Consider the following 15,517-nt stretch of genomic DNA (forward strand, 5'->3'; position numbering starts at 1 on the left):
CGTCTTCCGGTTTCTTTTGCTTCTTGTTCTTTTTCCGCCCCGCTCATGAAAGAAAAGAAGTGCAAAACGGATAGCGAACAAAAAAGGGGGTGCTTAAAGCATCCCCTCGTCGGTGTAGCTGAGGTAGGTGTCCTCGGTCAGTATGATGTGGTCCAAAAGGCGGATGCCGATTGCCTCGCAGCCTTTCTTCAACTGGCTGGTCAGGTTGTTGTCCTGTGTGCTTGCCACCGTCGAGCCGGACGGGTGGTTGTGCGAGAGGATGATTCCCGAAGCATGGGAAACGAGAGCCGTCTGAAGGACGATGCGTATGTCCACGACCGTACAGTCTATCCCGCTGCGTGAGATGCACGAAACGCCCAGCAGCTTGCCTGCCCGGTTCAGATACATCGCCCAGCACTCCTCGTGGTGCTGCATACAGTTCTCGTAGAAGGTCTTGAGGATGTCGTAAGACTCCTTGGAAGAGTGGATTTTAACTCTCTTGGATGCGTCAGCGTCCTTGTAACTTACGGTGATTTGAGGAAAAGACAGTGTATTCATAATGCAAAAATTAAAAGTGAAACATTTATTTTTTGCTTTGGGGCACGGGGAAAGAGCGGACTTCATGCAAGGCTTTTGCGTGGAATACGACCCGAAGGTGTGGAGATTGTGCGCAAAACCGTCAGGTTCAGCCTTGCTACTTGTCCGTTTTTTCCCGTAGATTTGCTAAAAAAATGAGTGTGGAGCTTGGCTAAAAATCCGGTGGGTCAAGGGGTTTCTTTTTGCTTCTTTGTCTTTGTCCGCATCCGGCTCACCGAAAGAAAAAGAAGTGCGTCCGAAATGCCGGGTCAATCCTTTCCCACGGGTGGGTAAAAATAGAAGTCCGGGCGGATCGCTACCCGTCCCGGACCTGCGGCGATGAAACATAGAGGGGAATGTTATGGCTTGATTTCCCCCGTTGCGATTAAATTCCCGTCCGAATAATACGCTATCTTCCCGTAGGTAAATCCCATGTCGGGAATGGCTACGAGAGCGATATAGTCCGAATACTCCCTGCCTTTGAGGTTCTTCCCGACAAGGTTGTTGAATATCATGGGGATGCTGCAACCGTCCTCGCTGTAAAGGACGGTTTTCCCGTTCTGTCTGATTTCCTGCTTCATTGTTATCAAAATTTAAAAGTTGAAAAATCGGTTTCTTTGCTATCTTTCTTTTTCGCTACGGCTCACGAAAGAAAGTAGCGGGCGGATTTCTCCGCCCTGCCCTTTGTCCTTAGGCTGCAATCTCTTCGGTTTGCGGTTCTTCTTCGGGTTGCGTTACCTTGCGCTCCCTTGCCCGTTCCTGCACCAAGAGGACGGCTTTCTTTTCCTCGATGCGCTGGTGTCGCTTCTCGTACACCCCGTTGTACTCCCTTTCGATGTTGGCGAGTTCCTCCGGCATGTGCCTGCGTGCGAAGTCAAGCAAGAGGGTCGCCACGGTGTTGTTGCCGTATGCTCCCTTGAAATTGGCTACAAGGAAGTCCCTGCGGATGATGGTCTTCATCCTCACGGTGAGGTTGCCGATAATCCCCATCTTGTCCTCGTCCGTGATATACTGCTTGTCTTCCGTAATCCCCACGGCTGCGAAGTGTTCCTTACGGAGTGAAGAGAGAAGGAAGAAGTACAACATGGTATCTTCGTCCGCACTGAACTTGCCGCCCGTGATGTCGGCTTCGAGGATTTGTTTCTTGGTGTCCTCCACCGTGCGTTCGAGTGCGATTTCCTTGTTGCGCTCGTCCTGCTTCTCCAATTTCTCCACGGGTGAGAGCGGTGCGGATGCGGGCTTTCCGTCCGCTGTCTGCGCTTCGGTCACGTTCTCCACATAGCAGAAGTCAATCTCCTTCTGCCCGATTTTGGCATAGACGGTGATTTCCCCCGCTTCGCTCCTGCGGGTGATTTCCTCCTCCTGCTCCATGTAGTCCGCCCATTGCTGCTCGTAGCGGGTGCGGGCTTCCCCGTAGCGTTCGGGGTCGTTGAAATTTTCGGCTTTGGGTTCTTTCGGGCAGCTTGGAAAGGCGGTGTACCTGTCAAGGGTCTCCACCTCGTAGCCCGAAGCGATTAGCCGTTCTGCCACCGTTTCGTTGGTGCAGTAGCGGTCACGGCAGAGCGACACGCCCGGCTGGGTCTGCATGATTTGCACAGCCCGCTCCATGAGGTAGGATGCGTTCATTTCGGCAAGGCACGTGCGGTTGGCGCAATGCCCGCACCCGCCATCACGGAACAGCAGCAGGTTGTTGGTGTTGTGTGCGCACGTAGCGCACTCGGTCTTGTCGAAGCGGTAGTATTGCAGGTCGGTGGTGAAGTTCTGCTCGATGCGCCTTGCGACATCGGCGGCTTTCAGTCCCCGCCAACTGTTGTACGTTCCCTCGTCCTGCAAATGCTTCTCGTACACCTCACGCTGAATGTCCTCCCCGTATCGGCAGATTTCAGCCGCCACGCTGATGGTCAGCTCGTCCGCTTCCAAAAGGGCGGCGATTTCGGGGATAAGGGCGGTGAATTTCAGCCGTGTGCGGATGTAGTTCTCGTTCTTTCCGAAGAGTTGCGCCAAGGTCTGCACGGTATGGCGTCCGCTCTCGATAAGCCGTTGATAGGCTGCGGCTTCCTCCACGGGTGTCACGTCCTTGCGCTGCAAGTTCTCGGTAATCGCCATTTCCTCGGCTTCCTCGTCCGACAACTTGGTTACGATTGCGGGAATTTCGTCCCTGCCCGCAATGACGGACGCACGGTAACGGCGTTCCCCGAAAACAATCCCGTAACGGTCTGTCCCGTCAACGGGGCGCACGGTGATGGGCTGCAACACGCCCTGCCGTTTGATGCTCTCGGCAAGTTCGTAAAGGGCTGCTTCATCGAAGTGTTTGCGTGGGTTGAAACCGCTCGGCTGAATGTCTGCCAATGCTACCATCGTGATGTTTTTCTCTGCTGCTGATTGATTTGCTTTTGTCTTCATAATCTGTTATTTTTAAGTTGATTGTTTATAGTTGTTCTTTTTGATTTTTGACAAACCGTTCCGTTCGGGAAATCGGTTTCTTTGCTATCTTTCTTTCCCCGCTCCGGCTCACGAAAGAAAGTAGCGGGCGGAAAATCCGCCCTTGCGGGCTACCTGCGGTTATAGCATACGTTCGCGAACTTCTTTTTCTGCTCTACTGCCCGTTTGAGGGTGTAGAACGTGCCGCCTATGGCTACCGCATCGTAATAGACCATCAGAAAAGCGGAGTTTTCCAAAAGGTAGTCGTTACGGCGCAGGAAACAGCCCTCGGTATATCCGTCCTGCAAGGTTACCACTTCATCGGCTTGCGCCAAAATGGTGTCGTAACGCTGCTTGTCGGCTTGGGTGTACCGTTCGGCTTGTCCCTTGAAGGGGACAACGCATTTCAGACGGATATGCGGGTATCTCTTTTTGAGGTTCAATACTTCCTCTGCTGCGATAAGGTCGAAGCCCTCGCACATTCCCGACAAAAAGGTGTCGTAGCCTTTTTTGATACAATAACTTTCGATGGCTGCGAACGTGTCGAACGCCACCTCCCTGAAGAGTTTCTCACGGTCTGCCGTGAACTTGGCTATACGGTTGGTGCGGTGTCCCGAAAAGGCTACCGTCTTTTCTTTGGTAACGGGTGTTCCGTTTTCTGTCCATGTCCTTGTTTCCATATCGGTAAATATTAGAATATTAAAAGAATGATTATCAGTACGAACACGAAGCCGACAAACAGCCGCCACGCAAGGGCGAAAACAAGCCGTGCCACGAAGTAAAACAGAGCCACGACAAGCAACAAGGCGAAAAGCTGCCCTGCGGCGGTGGTAAGGAAATAAGCCGCCGAAGCCCAAAGGATTAGGCGGTATATCAGTTTGTAAACAAATGCCGTTTTCATGTTCTTGGGTATTGTCGGGCGGATTGCTCCGCCCGTGGTTCTTTAACAGTTCCCTTACGGGATATAGCGGTTATCAGCCAACAGCCGGAACGTGTCGTAATCAGCCGTTCCCCGATAACTTAGGGACAGTTCAAAGGAGAGGTGTCCTTTCTCTATGTAGAAAGTGAAGCGCAAGCCGTTGCGGGTTATCGTCCCTTTCGCATAGTTTCTACGTTCCCAGCTTACGGGTTCGTTCTCGATACTTTTCAAGAAGTCGGCTACCTTTCGGGCGTTCTCCGCATTTTCCTGCTCCACCTGCCTGTATATCTGCGTGCAGTAGTTTATCCAATCGTTTATTTTCTTGGCGGTGAACACGCCAATATTGCACGGCTTTTCGTATTGGCTGCCCGCCCTTTCGATGTCGTAGCGGTTGACATATTCAAAGTGTTCCATGTCGGCGGCTATCTTGTATTTGTTCTCTTTGTTTATCTTGTACACATGAAAACGGATGCCGTTGTACGTGAACTCTATGCGCACGCCGTAAAATGCGGGGTATTCACCGCTTACCACGTGGTAGCCGTATTCCGCTTGGGGCATGTACTTCCTTATCTCCTGCATGAGTGGAGACAGCTCTTTTTTTGCCTGTTCCACCTTCTCGGTAAACATAACTTTTATGTTTAACCCGTTAAATTCCTTTTCCGATAATGTTTTCATCGTCTTATGTCTTTAGTGGGGCGGACTGCTCCGCCCGTTGGTTGATACTCTTGTTCCTTTGTTGTTTCGCTTAGGCTGCTGCGGGTTCGTTTACCGGTTCGGTCACCTTGTCGGCAATCATCTTCGCCGCCTTGTTCACGTCCCCCAATATCTCCACCAAAAAGGCGGGTTCTTCCTTTAGCTTGGTGAGCCAGTGTTTCAGATAGGCGGCGTTGTTCTCCTGCGGTGCGGCTGCGTAGCCGAAGAACGCACCGCAAAGGGCGGCGGTAAGTTCGGCGACAAGTTCCTCACGGGCGTAGAGCGCATCCCCGAAGAAGCTGCCGAACGTGCGGTTCAGCCGTTGGGGGCTTCCCGTGCTGTGCGCCATCTCGTGCAGAAGCGTGCCGTAATATTCCGCTCCCTGCGGGAACTGCTCACGCTGCGGGCAAACGATATGGTCGGAAGAGGGCGAATAGTAGGCACTGTCCGAATACTGCACCTTGATGGGGCAATACCAATTTTGCAGACAGACAAGCTCGTCCAACGCCTCGTAAATCATCCCGTCCGAATAGTCTTCGGGCTGCTCTCCCTTTTTCATGCGCTCGTAGCGTTCGGGGTATTTCCCTGCAAAATCGGTCTGGTCGATGTTGAAGACATTGTAATACTTCATCTGCGGGATGACCTTGTAATTTTCCTGTTCGGTTGCGGTCAGCTTGCGGTATTCCTCGTACTTGATTGTCTTTTTCGTCTCCTTGTGTACCACGAACTTAAACCAATAATAGACGGGAAACGAGCGTGCGCCCTTGCAAACACTTAAATCCTCTTCCTTCGCTTGGTTGAACGTGAGGAACACGGGCAAAGTGAATTTCATGAACTCGGTGTAGAACAATAACATCAAGACATTTCCGCCGTTATAGAGCGTCCCTCTGATGTTGCGGGGCAAACCTTGTTCAAGGCTCGCTATCCACGGCTTTTGCCAATCCGTTTTCAAGCACTCGATTTTCTTGATTAACAAATCGGTGAACATCGGTGCAATCTTTTCGATGGTGCTGTTCGTTGTTGCCATAACTCACAAATTTTAATCGTTATTACTCTGTTTTCATCGCTTGTCGCCCCAACCAATTTTTTTCCCTTGGCTGATTGGGAAGAACATTGACCATCATTGATAGCGGAAAAGGTGAATTGCAACCATCTGAAAAAATGGTAAATACTACCCGCAGGGTGGAGATTTGGCATTTTTTACGGATTTGCTTTCACCTCCGCCTACCTTCGTCAATGTTTTCCCAATCAGCTTAGGGAAAAAATGCCCTGTCAGTCATTCCAGTCAATGGTAAGTTACTTGCCGGGTGCGGGAAGAAGAAGTCTTCCGGAGAGCCGGGAACGCCCGTTTCCCAAGGCAAGGAGATACGGACGGGAGAAGTATATGGGAGCACGGTCAGCTTCCGGCTGCCGGACAAACACCGGGGAACTCTTTCGGGCGGGACGGGGCACGGGAAGTTTCGGCGAACAGCCGAAGCCCCGTGTGACGGCACGGACGGATGTGTTCCGTTTGTCCTTCCGCCCGATGTCCGGCTTCGGCCATGCAGCCTGCCGAAATGGTCGGAAACGGACGCCGGGACGGGACAGCCCGTGCCCAAGGTTTAAGCGCAAGACAGTGAAAGCCCTTTCACCCACGTTAGGGATTGCAGGGAAAAGCCCACAGCATAGCGAGGACTTGCAACGGAAAGCCCGACCCGAAGGGGAACGCCCAAACAACCATCCGCAAAAACTGCTTTTAAGCATACCTTGAAAAAAGGAAGACCGAATATTCCGAAGTTTCGTCCTTATGATATATATTTGTAATTGAACGGAAAAAATAGCTGCATATCAAGGCTTGAAGCGAAGATTACAGCGAAAAAGCAAATCACTACCTATTTTTGAAAAGAATTGCATTTATGGAAAAATACAAAGTAGATTATAGTGAGTTTTCTTATTTTAAAGGCATAACGATAGATTTTGATTCTTTAGAAGAAGGTCTTGATTATGCCCAAAGACATAATATCAAAGATGTTTTAGTCCGCTCTGAAAAGAATGATATAAAAAGAGTTGTAAACTTTGATTTTCTAAATAGGCGGGATTTTATACAAACATTTCATTGGATCGTTTCTCTTTCTAAAAGGTCGAACATTACTGGATTATATCATCTTTCAAAACTGAAAGATTTCCGTTGGGGAGTAGATAATAATTTTGACTTGGATTTATCTCTTTTTCCAGTATTAGAGAAAGTCAATATCAGTTATGATGCAAAAATCAGTGGTTGGGAAATGCTGCATCAATTAAATTGGCTTCAGCTAAGTAAAGTTAGGACAGATAACCTTTCATTTTTAGAAAAGACCATTAGTTTACAGTATTTGCGTATTATCGGAGGTTCATTTACTTCGATCGAAGGTTTGGAAAAGTGTGTCAATCTAAAAACTCTTTTTCTACAAAGGTGTACGGCTCTCACAAACCTAAAACCAACAATCGCAAATTTGTATAATTTAGAGAGATTGAATTTAGAAACATGCCGAAAAGTCAATGTAGAAGAACTCAAAGGCATTGCTGTCAGATATATATCAGTAATTTGAAAAACATTGGGAGCAAAAATGAAAATACCCATCACAATCCTGCTTTTAGCAAGCCTGTTTGCCGCAAGTTGCGGAAAGCCGCCTATGCCGCCGAGCGACGAGGAAATGATACGCCACTTTGCCACGCACGAGGCGGCGTTCCGCAAGGTGTACGAAATCATGGCAGAGAGTTCAGAAGGCAGTTTCCACTACCCGCCACTTTATCCGGAAGAGGTCATTATACTTGATTCAACAGAGCAAAGCGATACATCCCATGAAACGAATGACGAAGAAGACCTCCCGGTATATGGGCTGCTGAAGCCAGACCGAATACAGCTCGATTCCTTGTTGTCAGAGATTGGATGCGGTCTTGTCCTTGTTGACCGCAGGGAATGGGAAACGGCGGATTCGGTATATGTGAGCCTCGTTATGCCGTACTATTCCCACGGCATCGTGGACGCAGGAACATCCAAGAGTTTCGTTTATGATCCCGGATTGAGAAGCCGCCGGAATATCCGTATCACCGAACACGGCGACCTGAACGAGATTTACCGAAGGACATACAACGACACCACGCTGTACAAGCCCGTCAAGGAAGGCTGGTACATCAAGTTAGACCATTCACGATAACCTGAAATGATGAACCAAACAAGATGAAATTAAGATTGGCATTAAGGATATTATGGGGGTTATGCTATCTGCTGTTGCTGTGGGTGGCTGTCGCTGATTCTATACAATTCTCAAAGCATCCGGAACTTTACCCGATAGGTTGTGAAGGATTAAGTTGGAGCTATGAATCTTCCGAAAACTATATCCTTACGGGCTGGGTGGCGATTGGTTGGAGTGCCATCGGCTTTGTCGCATCTGCCTGCTATCGTTTCAAGTATAGCGGAAAAATACTGCTGGTACATTTTGTACTGACACTACTCCGATGTTGTTGGATTTGTATAGTCATTTATGGATAGATCCTTCCGCTCGTCCTCGAAAGCGATGGTCTTGGCAAGGAACATGCCGATGACGAACTTCGCCCCATGCGCTATCAGCTTGCGCCGCAGCGCTATGAAAGTAGCCCCGGTAGTAAGCACGTCGTCCACGAGCAAGACGCACTTCCCCCTGAACCGTTCGGGGTGGAACTCCAGATTGGCGGTGCGGTCTCCGTTCCCGTGCGTGCCCTTGAATTGCGCCCGGTCATAAGCGACGGTTATCGCCCCGTACCCGTCGGCTATTCCCATGTCCGCCGAGAGCTTGCGGCAGAACGCCTCGTACCGGGTGCGGTGCTTCTCCCGTGTGGATGCCGGGACGGGAACCAGCACGGCACGGTGCCTGTTCTCCTGAATCGCCCGGATGTGGCTGGCGGCGATGGAGAAGAGCTTGACGAAAAGGTCGGTCTGCTCGCCGCTCTTGAAACGCCAAACGGCGTTCGACACCTTCTTCCCCTCGAAGGTGATCTTGTCGTTCCGGCGGACGGGGCAGTAGTCATAAAGGTATAAACACAAGCTGCCGTCCAAGCGGAAGAAACCCTGAAAGCGGTTGTCGAGCGGAAAGAACGCCTTGCGGAATCCGTTGAAGAAAGTGAATACAAGGATATTGTTCCAGAAACGTGCCTCGTCCTCGCTGCCGGAATCGAGCCTGTACATGAATCCCGCCAAGTTCCCGCTCTCGTACAAGCCCATGCCGATGGTCAGGCGGCTGTTGAAGTCGGTCTGGCTGACGATGTACCAGCCGCACCGGGCGAAATGCTCCTCGGTAGCCGGAACGGGTCTCCAGCAGGAAATAGAACTTGCCGTCGTCCTCGAAACGGATGACGTACTCGCAGCGCAGGCGGCGTGCGATCTTGCCCAAGATGCGGCTCTCCTCCTCGATGACCGCAGGAGTGGCAAGGAAGGTATATTGTGCGATAAAGACAGCCTCGTCCATAGTAATGATGTTTGGTCGGTTACAAATATGCGAAATGTCCGGCACACGGCAAGCGGAAAGGGCGGAAAATATGCGGAAGGGCGTGCGGATATGTAGAGCTTCTCCCTACTTTTCACCGCCCGGAACGTGACAAGGCTACAAGCGTGAAGCAAAACGAGGACAAGCGATACGGTTTTGATACACGGACATATACAGACCGGTATATTTGCAGGGAAGTATAACAATAAAAACGTATTGGGACAATGGAAATAGTAAGCATCGAGAGAAAGACCTTCGAGGAGATGAAGGAACGGTTCGGCAGCTTCTCGCAGCACGTGAGGGAGCTTTGCGCCCGCTACCGCCCGCCCGAAAAGATGAACTGGATGGACGGGGCGGACGTGTGCGAGAAACTGGGCATCAGCAAGCGGACATTGCAGACCTACCGTGACCGGGGGCTGCTGCCGTACAGCCAGATCAACCACAAGATTTACTACCGGACGGAGGACGTGGAGGCGTTCGTGGAAGCCATGAGCCGGGAAATGACGGAGGACGAGTGAGATGGAAGTGATCACAAGGGACACGGAAGAGGTACGGGCATACTTCGAGGCACTGGAGGAAGGCATGAGGTACCTCGACACGGTAACGGCGCACTTCCGCCCGGCGATGAACGGCGAGGTCTATCTCACGGGCGAGGACGTGTGCAGGCTGCTGCACATCACGCCGAGAACGTTGCAGGACTACCGCACGCAACGGCTGATCCCGTACATATCGCTGCCGGGCAAGACGCTCTACCGCCAGTCGGATCTGCTGCGTATGCTGGAGGAGAACTACGTGGACATGCGCCCAAAGCGCAAACGGGGGAAAAGTCCAACATAAACGCACGGGGGTGTGCATCGGGAAATGCAGCAAAGGCAGGGACACCGTATCGGAAGTTCCTGCCTTTGCCGCATTCTGCACCGGGGAAAGGCGTCAAGCCGTTTCCCGGAGGGAGCGGCGCACCCGCTTCCCGTCCTGTTTCCTGTCCTTCTTCTCCAGCACGCTCCGCTGCATGGCGGCGAGGTTGCCGGAGATTGCCCGGAAATCGGAGCTTACCATCCTGTTGGTCACCTCGGCGTAGATCTGGGTGGTGGAAATGTGCTTGTGTCCGAGTATCTTGGAGAGCGCCTCGATGGTGCCGCCGTTGCAGAGATAGACGGTCGTGGCGAAGGTGTGGCGGCTCAGGTGGAAGCCGATCTCCTTGTGGATGCCGCAGGCTTTGGCTATCTGTTTGAGGTGGGTGTTGCACACGCTGTTGCTGGGTATGGGGAAGACAAGGTCGCCCCCGGCAAGCCCCCTGTACCTCTCTATCAGCTCCTTGGCAATCTCCATGAGGGGAACGTTGCTCGATACACGGGTCTTGGTGCGTCGGGTGATGATCCATTCCTCGCCGTCGAAGTCCATGCGCTGTATCTTGTCATGGGTGAGCGTCTTTATGTCAATGTAGCTAAGCCCGGTGAAACACCCGAAGAGGAACATATCCCGCACAAGGTTGGTCTGTTTCTTGACGAACACGGCATTAGCCAAGGTGCGCAGCTCCTCTTCCGTGAGATAGCCCCGGTCGGTCTCCTGCATCTCAAGGCTGTACTCTCCGAAGGGGTCGGTGCGGACGATTCCACGCCGCCACGCCTTGTCGGTCAGGCTGAGCAGGGGCATGGTGTATATCCAGAGGGTGTTGGCACTCAGCCCTTTCTCTACCCGCAGGTACTTGTCGAAATCGGTGATGATCTCCTTGGTCAGTTCCTTGTAAGCCATGTCGGTGCGCTTCTTCTTCTCCCAAAGGAAGGTCTTGAAATGGTTGTAAACAGCCAGATACTTGTTGTAGGTGGACTTGGCTCGCTGCCCTTTCTCCACCATCGCCTCAAATTCCCGGTTCATGTTCCCGAAATCTTTGAGGATGCAGTTCTCCATCACGCCGACACCGAGGAAGGCGTTGCGCAATTTCTCGGCGGTGACGAAATCCTCTTCCCGGAGGATGCGGTGGTAGTGGTTGGTGAGCCGGGCGGAGACCTCCTTCAGTTGCCCGTTTATCTCGTTTGCCTCGGCGGACTTGCCTTTCGCCTTGCCGTTCTCCCAGAGGTCGGGAGTGACAAACAGCTTGGTTCCCACCGCCTTGTCATCCCCGTCAACGGAGATTTTCACCATGATGGGGGCTTTCCCGTCCCGGTTTCTCACTGCGGATCTCTTGATGTAGAACGAGGTCGCAAACGTACTTCTCTTTGTTTCCATAACTCTAAAATTTTCGTTTCTAAAGGTAGTTACTTATTTCTTACCAAGAGCTATGCAAAACAAGGCAAAGCAATGAAACAGAACTCATTATGCCGTATATACTCCCTTTCGGAACCGGTAGCTGTTTAGTAGCCGAACTTTGTCCGAAAGGGGTGTTTTCAGGCTTTTTATGCCGAAGCCTGCTTCAACCCGCTCTGCATACAAGATGCTGACCTGCATTTATTTATGTAGAACTTTGCTTTTCTTTGCGCCTTATGCCGATTTTTTCAAAAAAAAAGCGTAATTCATCTTCGAGAATTTTTGCTGCCTTATTAAACGATGAATCAAGTTCCTTAAGGTCTTTTTTAATCTTTATGTCATTCTTATTACGAGTTTCCTTCTCAGAATTCACTTGCAATACAACTTCATTAAAGGAACGTTCGCGAATATCTTTTTCTTGATTAATCAACTCTTGCTCCTCCATCTGAAACTTATGCCTTCGGGTTTGTAGGTTTTGACGTTTGACAGGAATCTGTCTTTCTTCAACCTTCAACGATGTCATTTTCTGACGAAGCGGATTTAAATGAGCGGCATATTTCTTACCAAGTTTAGTAATTTCTTCCTGAAGGGCAACTGGTAACTGTTCGAGCCTACGGTTAATCTGCTTCACCTGATCCTCCAGGCTGTTCTTCTCCAATCTATAGTCGTCAGGCGTACGGTGTACAGAAGCAATATTTTCCAAGTTCAATCTTATACCAAACAGTCCATTGGATTTTGTTTCCAACTGAGGTTCAAGTCCTTGAGCATATAGAATTCTTTCTTCGTCAACGACTTTGCCTATAGTGTTCTCCCAGCCTTCCGAATTTTCACAAAGCCACCTATACAGAGAACCGTCTAAACGAGCCAATATATCATCAATCTTCGCAATCTGTTCACGAAGGATTGTACGCTCAGTTTCAAGATGTTCCTGCTCACGCTGCGATTCCTGTTTTACTTCCGTTTCTTTCATCCCATACTCGGCAGTAATCCGATCTATCTGACTTTTTACCGCTGCCTGCTGGACTGTATTCTCCTTCTCCGTAAAATTCAATTGCTGCAGTTCACCATCCACCTGCTTTATTTCATCAGCCATTGGATGCCACTGACGAAGTTCCTTCAGTGCATTATCAGCCCTGTTTTGTTCAAACAGCAGAATTTGCAAACGTTCATCCGAATCATGTCGCCAGCTATTGAAAGCATCCATAATCTGATTCCTGCTTTTGGTACGTTCTTCTTCCAGATTCTTACGCTTTATCTGAAGTTCGTCTTGCTTATGATAATACGCCTCTTTCTGAATGTTCTCGAACGTCTGACGTGAATTTTCCAATTTATCCCTTGCGATGTTGTACTTTTCTTCTATAGATGCATGAGTTTTCAATAAATCATCCAATAGGGTTTGTTTTTCAGTAACTTCCTGTCTGATAGCAGATTCACGGCTGGCGAGAATCAGTTTTTCATCTATACCTATAGCCTCAAATTCTTTTCTGGCTTGTGTTATATCCTTTAGTTTACCCTTCTTGGCACCAAGATCTTGATTTAGAGAGTCCTTTTCTTTTTCATATTCTGATGTGAGTTCTTTTTCACGGTTATGCTCTTTATCTATTTCAGTCCCAACTTCAACAGCTTTAGCTTCCCAAAGAGGAATGTGTTCCTCACTATAAGCCACAGCATAATTGAGCATATACCATATATCTGCCAGCTGCTGGTCAAGTGCAACGATTGTACGCCCCTGTTCAGCTATTTTCAATGCCTGCTGCCGAACTGGATAACTACCATCACGTGATTGTCGGAACCAACAGTCTATCTCGTCATACTCTCGCTCAAAATCTGTAACAAGTCGTCTGTAGGACTGTAAATCAATCGGTAAATCTTCATCTGTCATGGATTGTATGATAGTATCCTTTACAAAATCTGCATCAAGCTTTGTATTCAGAAAAACATTTTGAATACTTCGTGGAATATTCTGATAATGTGGACTCTGAATCAGCGCATAACGTGTATATTTATGGTCATGGGTATTACCGAAAATTATATCCTTAAACATAACACCGGATTCTATCCTGGCAGAAACAGCTACATTTTTGTCTATACGTTCTCGAATCTTTACCCAATCACTCAATACGTGGTTACTGCCATCAATTAACCATTCACGCTGATAAGGAGCATCAACAAACCTCCATGAAGCACGCCCCTGATACCTGCATACAACTATCGTATAAGCCCCATTATCACGCATCACCTCATAAAGTATATAAGAGTTTGACTGACTGAAATAGAAATCATCAAACGATTTCTGTCCCTGCTGAATACCTAAACGATGCTTATCCGCATTGTAGAAAAACAGCAATGCTCTCAATACAGTACTTTTACCAACCCCTTGGGTTCCTGTAAAATGCACATTTCCATCTACAGATATCTCTGCATAAGGGATATTAGCACTATTGATAAAAATTATCTTATTCAGGTATTTCATCTTCATTTGCTATTTGAATTATATCAACTAATTCTTCGGCATAACGGAATGCTGAAGTAACCTTATATGTTTCCTCAAGTTCACTGATACATTCTGCAAAGCCCATATTCTGCATTTCCTGTAACAGCTTGCTTACTATTTCACCATTTGATCCAACCCCGTATTTTTTGAACAGATGGTGTGCCTTTTCCTTCAACTCAATATCCAGGCTGATTTGTTCTATTAAATGGCTTTTTCGGAACTGATAACCAGCGGTAAATGACGGATTATAGCATTTGAGAAAATCCAGATAGTCAAGCCATTTTGAAAAGCTATCCAATTTCTGTTCTATAGTCTGTTTAGCCTCTCCCATTCTTGAAAAATAGAAGTAACCATTACCAGATTCCATTTGCAGACCAATTTCCTTGAAATATTCCGTATAATCTTCCAGATTTTCTTCGACATCCTCATACAGATGACGTACAGAAGCGTCTGAACTATCCACCGAAAGGAATTCTCCCCGGCTTAACTTATCGTATATTCTTCGAGTATTATTTCGCATAAATTATAGGATATTCAATGTTTTGATAAATTGCATATTTTCCAGTCATTCGGCATTCATCCGGATGCAGGATGACCAACTGACAGAAAAGTGTAACGTGTTCTTCAATATTACGTTTTACCTTATAGTCATATCTCAAAATGAATTCAAACAAATTATAGCTTGATGCCAAAAATGAATTCCAGACTTCAGCAGAATCCACATCCCTCAATAATCGGACATGATTTTGCAGTTCTTCTTCAGTCAACGGGTCGGCTTCCGTTCTTAGTGTTTTTTGTATTCCATTACGCTCGGCAATCCGTCTAAGCATCTTTACCACCAGTTCGTTTTCCCTCAGCATTTCTAAAGACAGACGAATCTTGTTGTATTGACGTGATTCCATCCAAAGAGGATTTCTTTCCTCCAACACATTTATAACATTCGTGTTAGCCTTGATAAGCAGCTGATCTTGCAGATACTTCAGTTTTCGTATTTTTTTGTAAAGTTTATTCTGCTGGTCAATCTGATTAATATAGGAAATTATTTGTCTGTCAATCTCCATTAACGCATGATAGGCTTCTACAAAATCATGTTTCACATCGCTACAAGTCTTGGCCATGTGCGGATCATTGGCCATAATGAAAAAGGCATGCTCATTATCCATCAGTTTTTCACATTCACGTATCATAGAACGAATGCTACGACTCTTCTCATCCAAGTTCTCCAGTTTCTTTTTTTTGATAATATAATTGGGCTCCTGCTTATATGCATTATCCATATTACGCTTCAAATCAACAACATTCTTCAAAGTCCTGAATCCGGTCTTCTTTAAAAGCTGGCGCACACTATCCTGATATCCGGTTTTACGATTTATATTAGTTTCTTGTAGGAAATATCCTATATACTCTTTCAATGTGTTGATACATTCCTGCACACTCAACACACTGATTTCCTCATTGACATTCAGCACTTCTTCGAAGAAGTTCAAATAGTCACTCTCTATCTCAACCATATTGCCAGTTTCTACCAGTACACCATATTCTATCAGCTTCCTCAACCTTGCTTCATTCCCTCCGACAAGATCAATGGCAAGCCCAACCGGAAACTTCATAAGTTTTCGTTTTTCAAACATCTCACTTAGCAATCCTTGCTCATGTGAGAGCGTCTTGGTCAATTCTTCTATACTTCTAAAATGCGTCAGGACATCCATA

At 48.1% G+C, this 15,517-nt stretch carries 18 protein-coding genes; 6 read left to right on the forward strand and 12 right to left on the reverse strand.

The genetic code is table 11. The annotated features are described in order from the left end of the window. Window positions 1-93: 93 nt before the first annotated feature. From E0E47_RS06805 to E0E47_RS06840, 7 genes are all read right to left on the reverse strand, one after another. On the reverse strand, window positions 94-537 hold the full coding sequence (locus E0E47_RS06805) for a JAB domain-containing protein (RefSeq protein ID WP_008629249.1): 444 nt from the start codon (window positions 535-537) through the stop codon (window positions 94-96). Between the two features lie 377 nt (window positions 538-914). Then, window positions 915-1,136 carry a DUF7688 family protein gene (locus tag E0E47_RS06815; RefSeq protein WP_008629243.1) on the reverse strand — a complete coding sequence of 74 codons (222 nt, stop codon included), beginning with the start codon at window positions 1,134-1,136 and terminating at the stop codon, window positions 915-917. A 109-nt stretch (window positions 1,137-1,245) separates the two neighbouring features. Then, complete coding sequence (locus E0E47_RS06820) at window positions 1,246-2,958, reverse strand: ParB/RepB/Spo0J family partition protein (RefSeq protein ID WP_008629240.1); 1,713 nt, start codon at window positions 2,956-2,958, stop codon at window positions 1,246-1,248. Window positions 2,959-3,107: 149 nt separating this feature from the next. Then, window positions 3,108-3,656: an SLOG family protein gene (locus E0E47_RS06825; protein ID WP_008629239.1), complete on the reverse strand. Its 549-nt coding sequence runs from the start codon at window positions 3,654-3,656 to the stop codon at window positions 3,108-3,110. Window positions 3,657-3,667: 11 nt separating this feature from the next. Further along, window positions 3,668-3,877 carry a hypothetical protein gene (locus E0E47_RS06830; protein ID WP_008629237.1) on the reverse strand — a complete coding sequence of 70 codons (210 nt, stop codon included), beginning with the start codon at window positions 3,875-3,877 and terminating at the stop codon, window positions 3,668-3,670. A 54-nt stretch (window positions 3,878-3,931) separates the two neighbouring features. Next, window positions 3,932-4,570: a hypothetical protein gene (locus tag E0E47_RS06835; protein ID WP_008629235.1), complete on the reverse strand. Its 639-nt coding sequence runs from the start codon at window positions 4,568-4,570 to the stop codon at window positions 3,932-3,934. 70 nt (window positions 4,571-4,640) lie between these two features. After that, window positions 4,641-5,615: an ArdC family protein gene (locus E0E47_RS06840; RefSeq protein WP_008629234.1), complete on the reverse strand. Its 975-nt coding sequence runs from the start codon at window positions 5,613-5,615 to the stop codon at window positions 4,641-4,643. 261 nt (window positions 5,616-5,876) lie between these two features. Here E0E47_RS06840 and E0E47_RS06845 point away from each other — a divergent pair, with 261 nt between their 5' ends. The 4 genes from E0E47_RS06845 to E0E47_RS06860 all read left to right on the forward strand — a co-directional run bounded on the left by E0E47_RS06845 (window position 5,877) and on the right by E0E47_RS06860 (window position 8,099). Beyond that, window positions 5,877-6,338, forward strand: a complete 462-nt coding sequence (locus E0E47_RS06845) for a hypothetical protein (RefSeq protein WP_232038358.1) — start codon at window positions 5,877-5,879, stop codon at window positions 6,336-6,338. 145 nt (window positions 6,339-6,483) lie between these two features. Then, window positions 6,484-7,155, forward strand: coding sequence for a leucine-rich repeat domain-containing protein (locus E0E47_RS06850; protein WP_008629231.1), 672 nt, complete (start codon window positions 6,484-6,486; stop codon window positions 7,153-7,155). An 18-nt stretch (window positions 7,156-7,173) separates the two neighbouring features. After that, entirely contained in the window at window positions 7,174-7,764 is a 591-nt protein-coding gene (locus tag E0E47_RS06855; protein ID WP_008629230.1) for a DUF4948 family protein, read from the forward strand. Window positions 7,765-7,787: 23 nt separating this feature from the next. After that, a complete protein-coding gene (locus tag E0E47_RS06860) occupies window positions 7,788-8,099 on the forward strand; it encodes a hypothetical protein (protein WP_087944121.1) in 312 nt (103 codons plus the stop codon). On the opposite strand, the gene E0E47_RS06865 is transcribed toward E0E47_RS06860, so the two are convergent. Next, window positions 8,058-9,014, reverse strand: a complete 957-nt coding sequence (locus E0E47_RS06865) for a ComF family protein (RefSeq protein ID WP_232038359.1) — start codon at window positions 9,012-9,014, stop codon at window positions 8,058-8,060. The two genes, E0E47_RS06860 and E0E47_RS06865, sit on opposite strands and share 42 nt — an antisense overlap. Before the next feature lie 279 nt (window positions 9,015-9,293). On the opposite strand from E0E47_RS06865, the gene E0E47_RS06875 reads away from it, so the two are divergent. Both E0E47_RS06875 and E0E47_RS06880 read left to right on the forward strand, forming a co-directional pair. Further along, a complete protein-coding gene (locus tag E0E47_RS06875; protein WP_008629224.1) occupies window positions 9,294-9,587 on the forward strand; it encodes a helix-turn-helix domain-containing protein in 294 nt (97 codons plus the stop codon). 1 nt (window position 9,588) lies between these two features. Next, the gene (locus E0E47_RS06880) at window positions 9,589-9,906 is read left to right on the forward strand and encodes a helix-turn-helix domain-containing protein (RefSeq protein WP_005858007.1); all 318 of its coding nucleotides are present in this window, start codon (window positions 9,589-9,591) and stop codon (window positions 9,904-9,906) included. Window positions 9,907-9,999: 93 nt separating this feature from the next. Here the strand turns inward: E0E47_RS06880 and E0E47_RS06885 are convergent, their stop codons facing one another. The 4 genes from E0E47_RS06885 to E0E47_RS06900 all read right to left on the reverse strand — a co-directional run bounded on the left by E0E47_RS06885 (window position 10,000) and on the right by E0E47_RS06900 (window position 15,516). Continuing rightward, a complete protein-coding gene (locus tag E0E47_RS06885) occupies window positions 10,000-11,295 on the reverse strand; it encodes a site-specific integrase (RefSeq protein WP_008629218.1) in 1,296 nt (431 codons plus the stop codon). Between the two features lie 223 nt (window positions 11,296-11,518). After that, window positions 11,519-13,786, reverse strand: a complete 2,268-nt coding sequence (locus E0E47_RS06890) for an ATP-binding protein (RefSeq protein WP_232038360.1) — start codon at window positions 13,784-13,786, stop codon at window positions 11,519-11,521. Further along, on the reverse strand, window positions 13,770-14,327 hold the full coding sequence (locus E0E47_RS06895) for a condensin complex protein MksE (protein WP_130893288.1): 558 nt from the start codon (window positions 14,325-14,327) through the stop codon (window positions 13,770-13,772). Before E0E47_RS06895 ends, E0E47_RS06890 begins: the two co-directional genes overlap by 17 nt. Continuing rightward, window positions 14,317-15,516 (reverse strand): hypothetical protein, encoded by a 1,200-nt coding sequence (locus tag E0E47_RS06900; RefSeq protein WP_130893289.1) that lies wholly within the window; start codon window positions 15,514-15,516, stop codon window positions 14,317-14,319. The genes E0E47_RS06895 and E0E47_RS06900 overlap by 11 nt, the downstream gene beginning before the upstream one ends. Window position 15,517 lies beyond the last annotated feature (1 nt).

The organism is Paraprevotella xylaniphila YIT 11841 (assembly GCF_900683745.1).
GTDB lineage: Bacteria > Bacteroidota > Bacteroidia > Bacteroidales > Bacteroidaceae > Paraprevotella > Paraprevotella xylaniphila.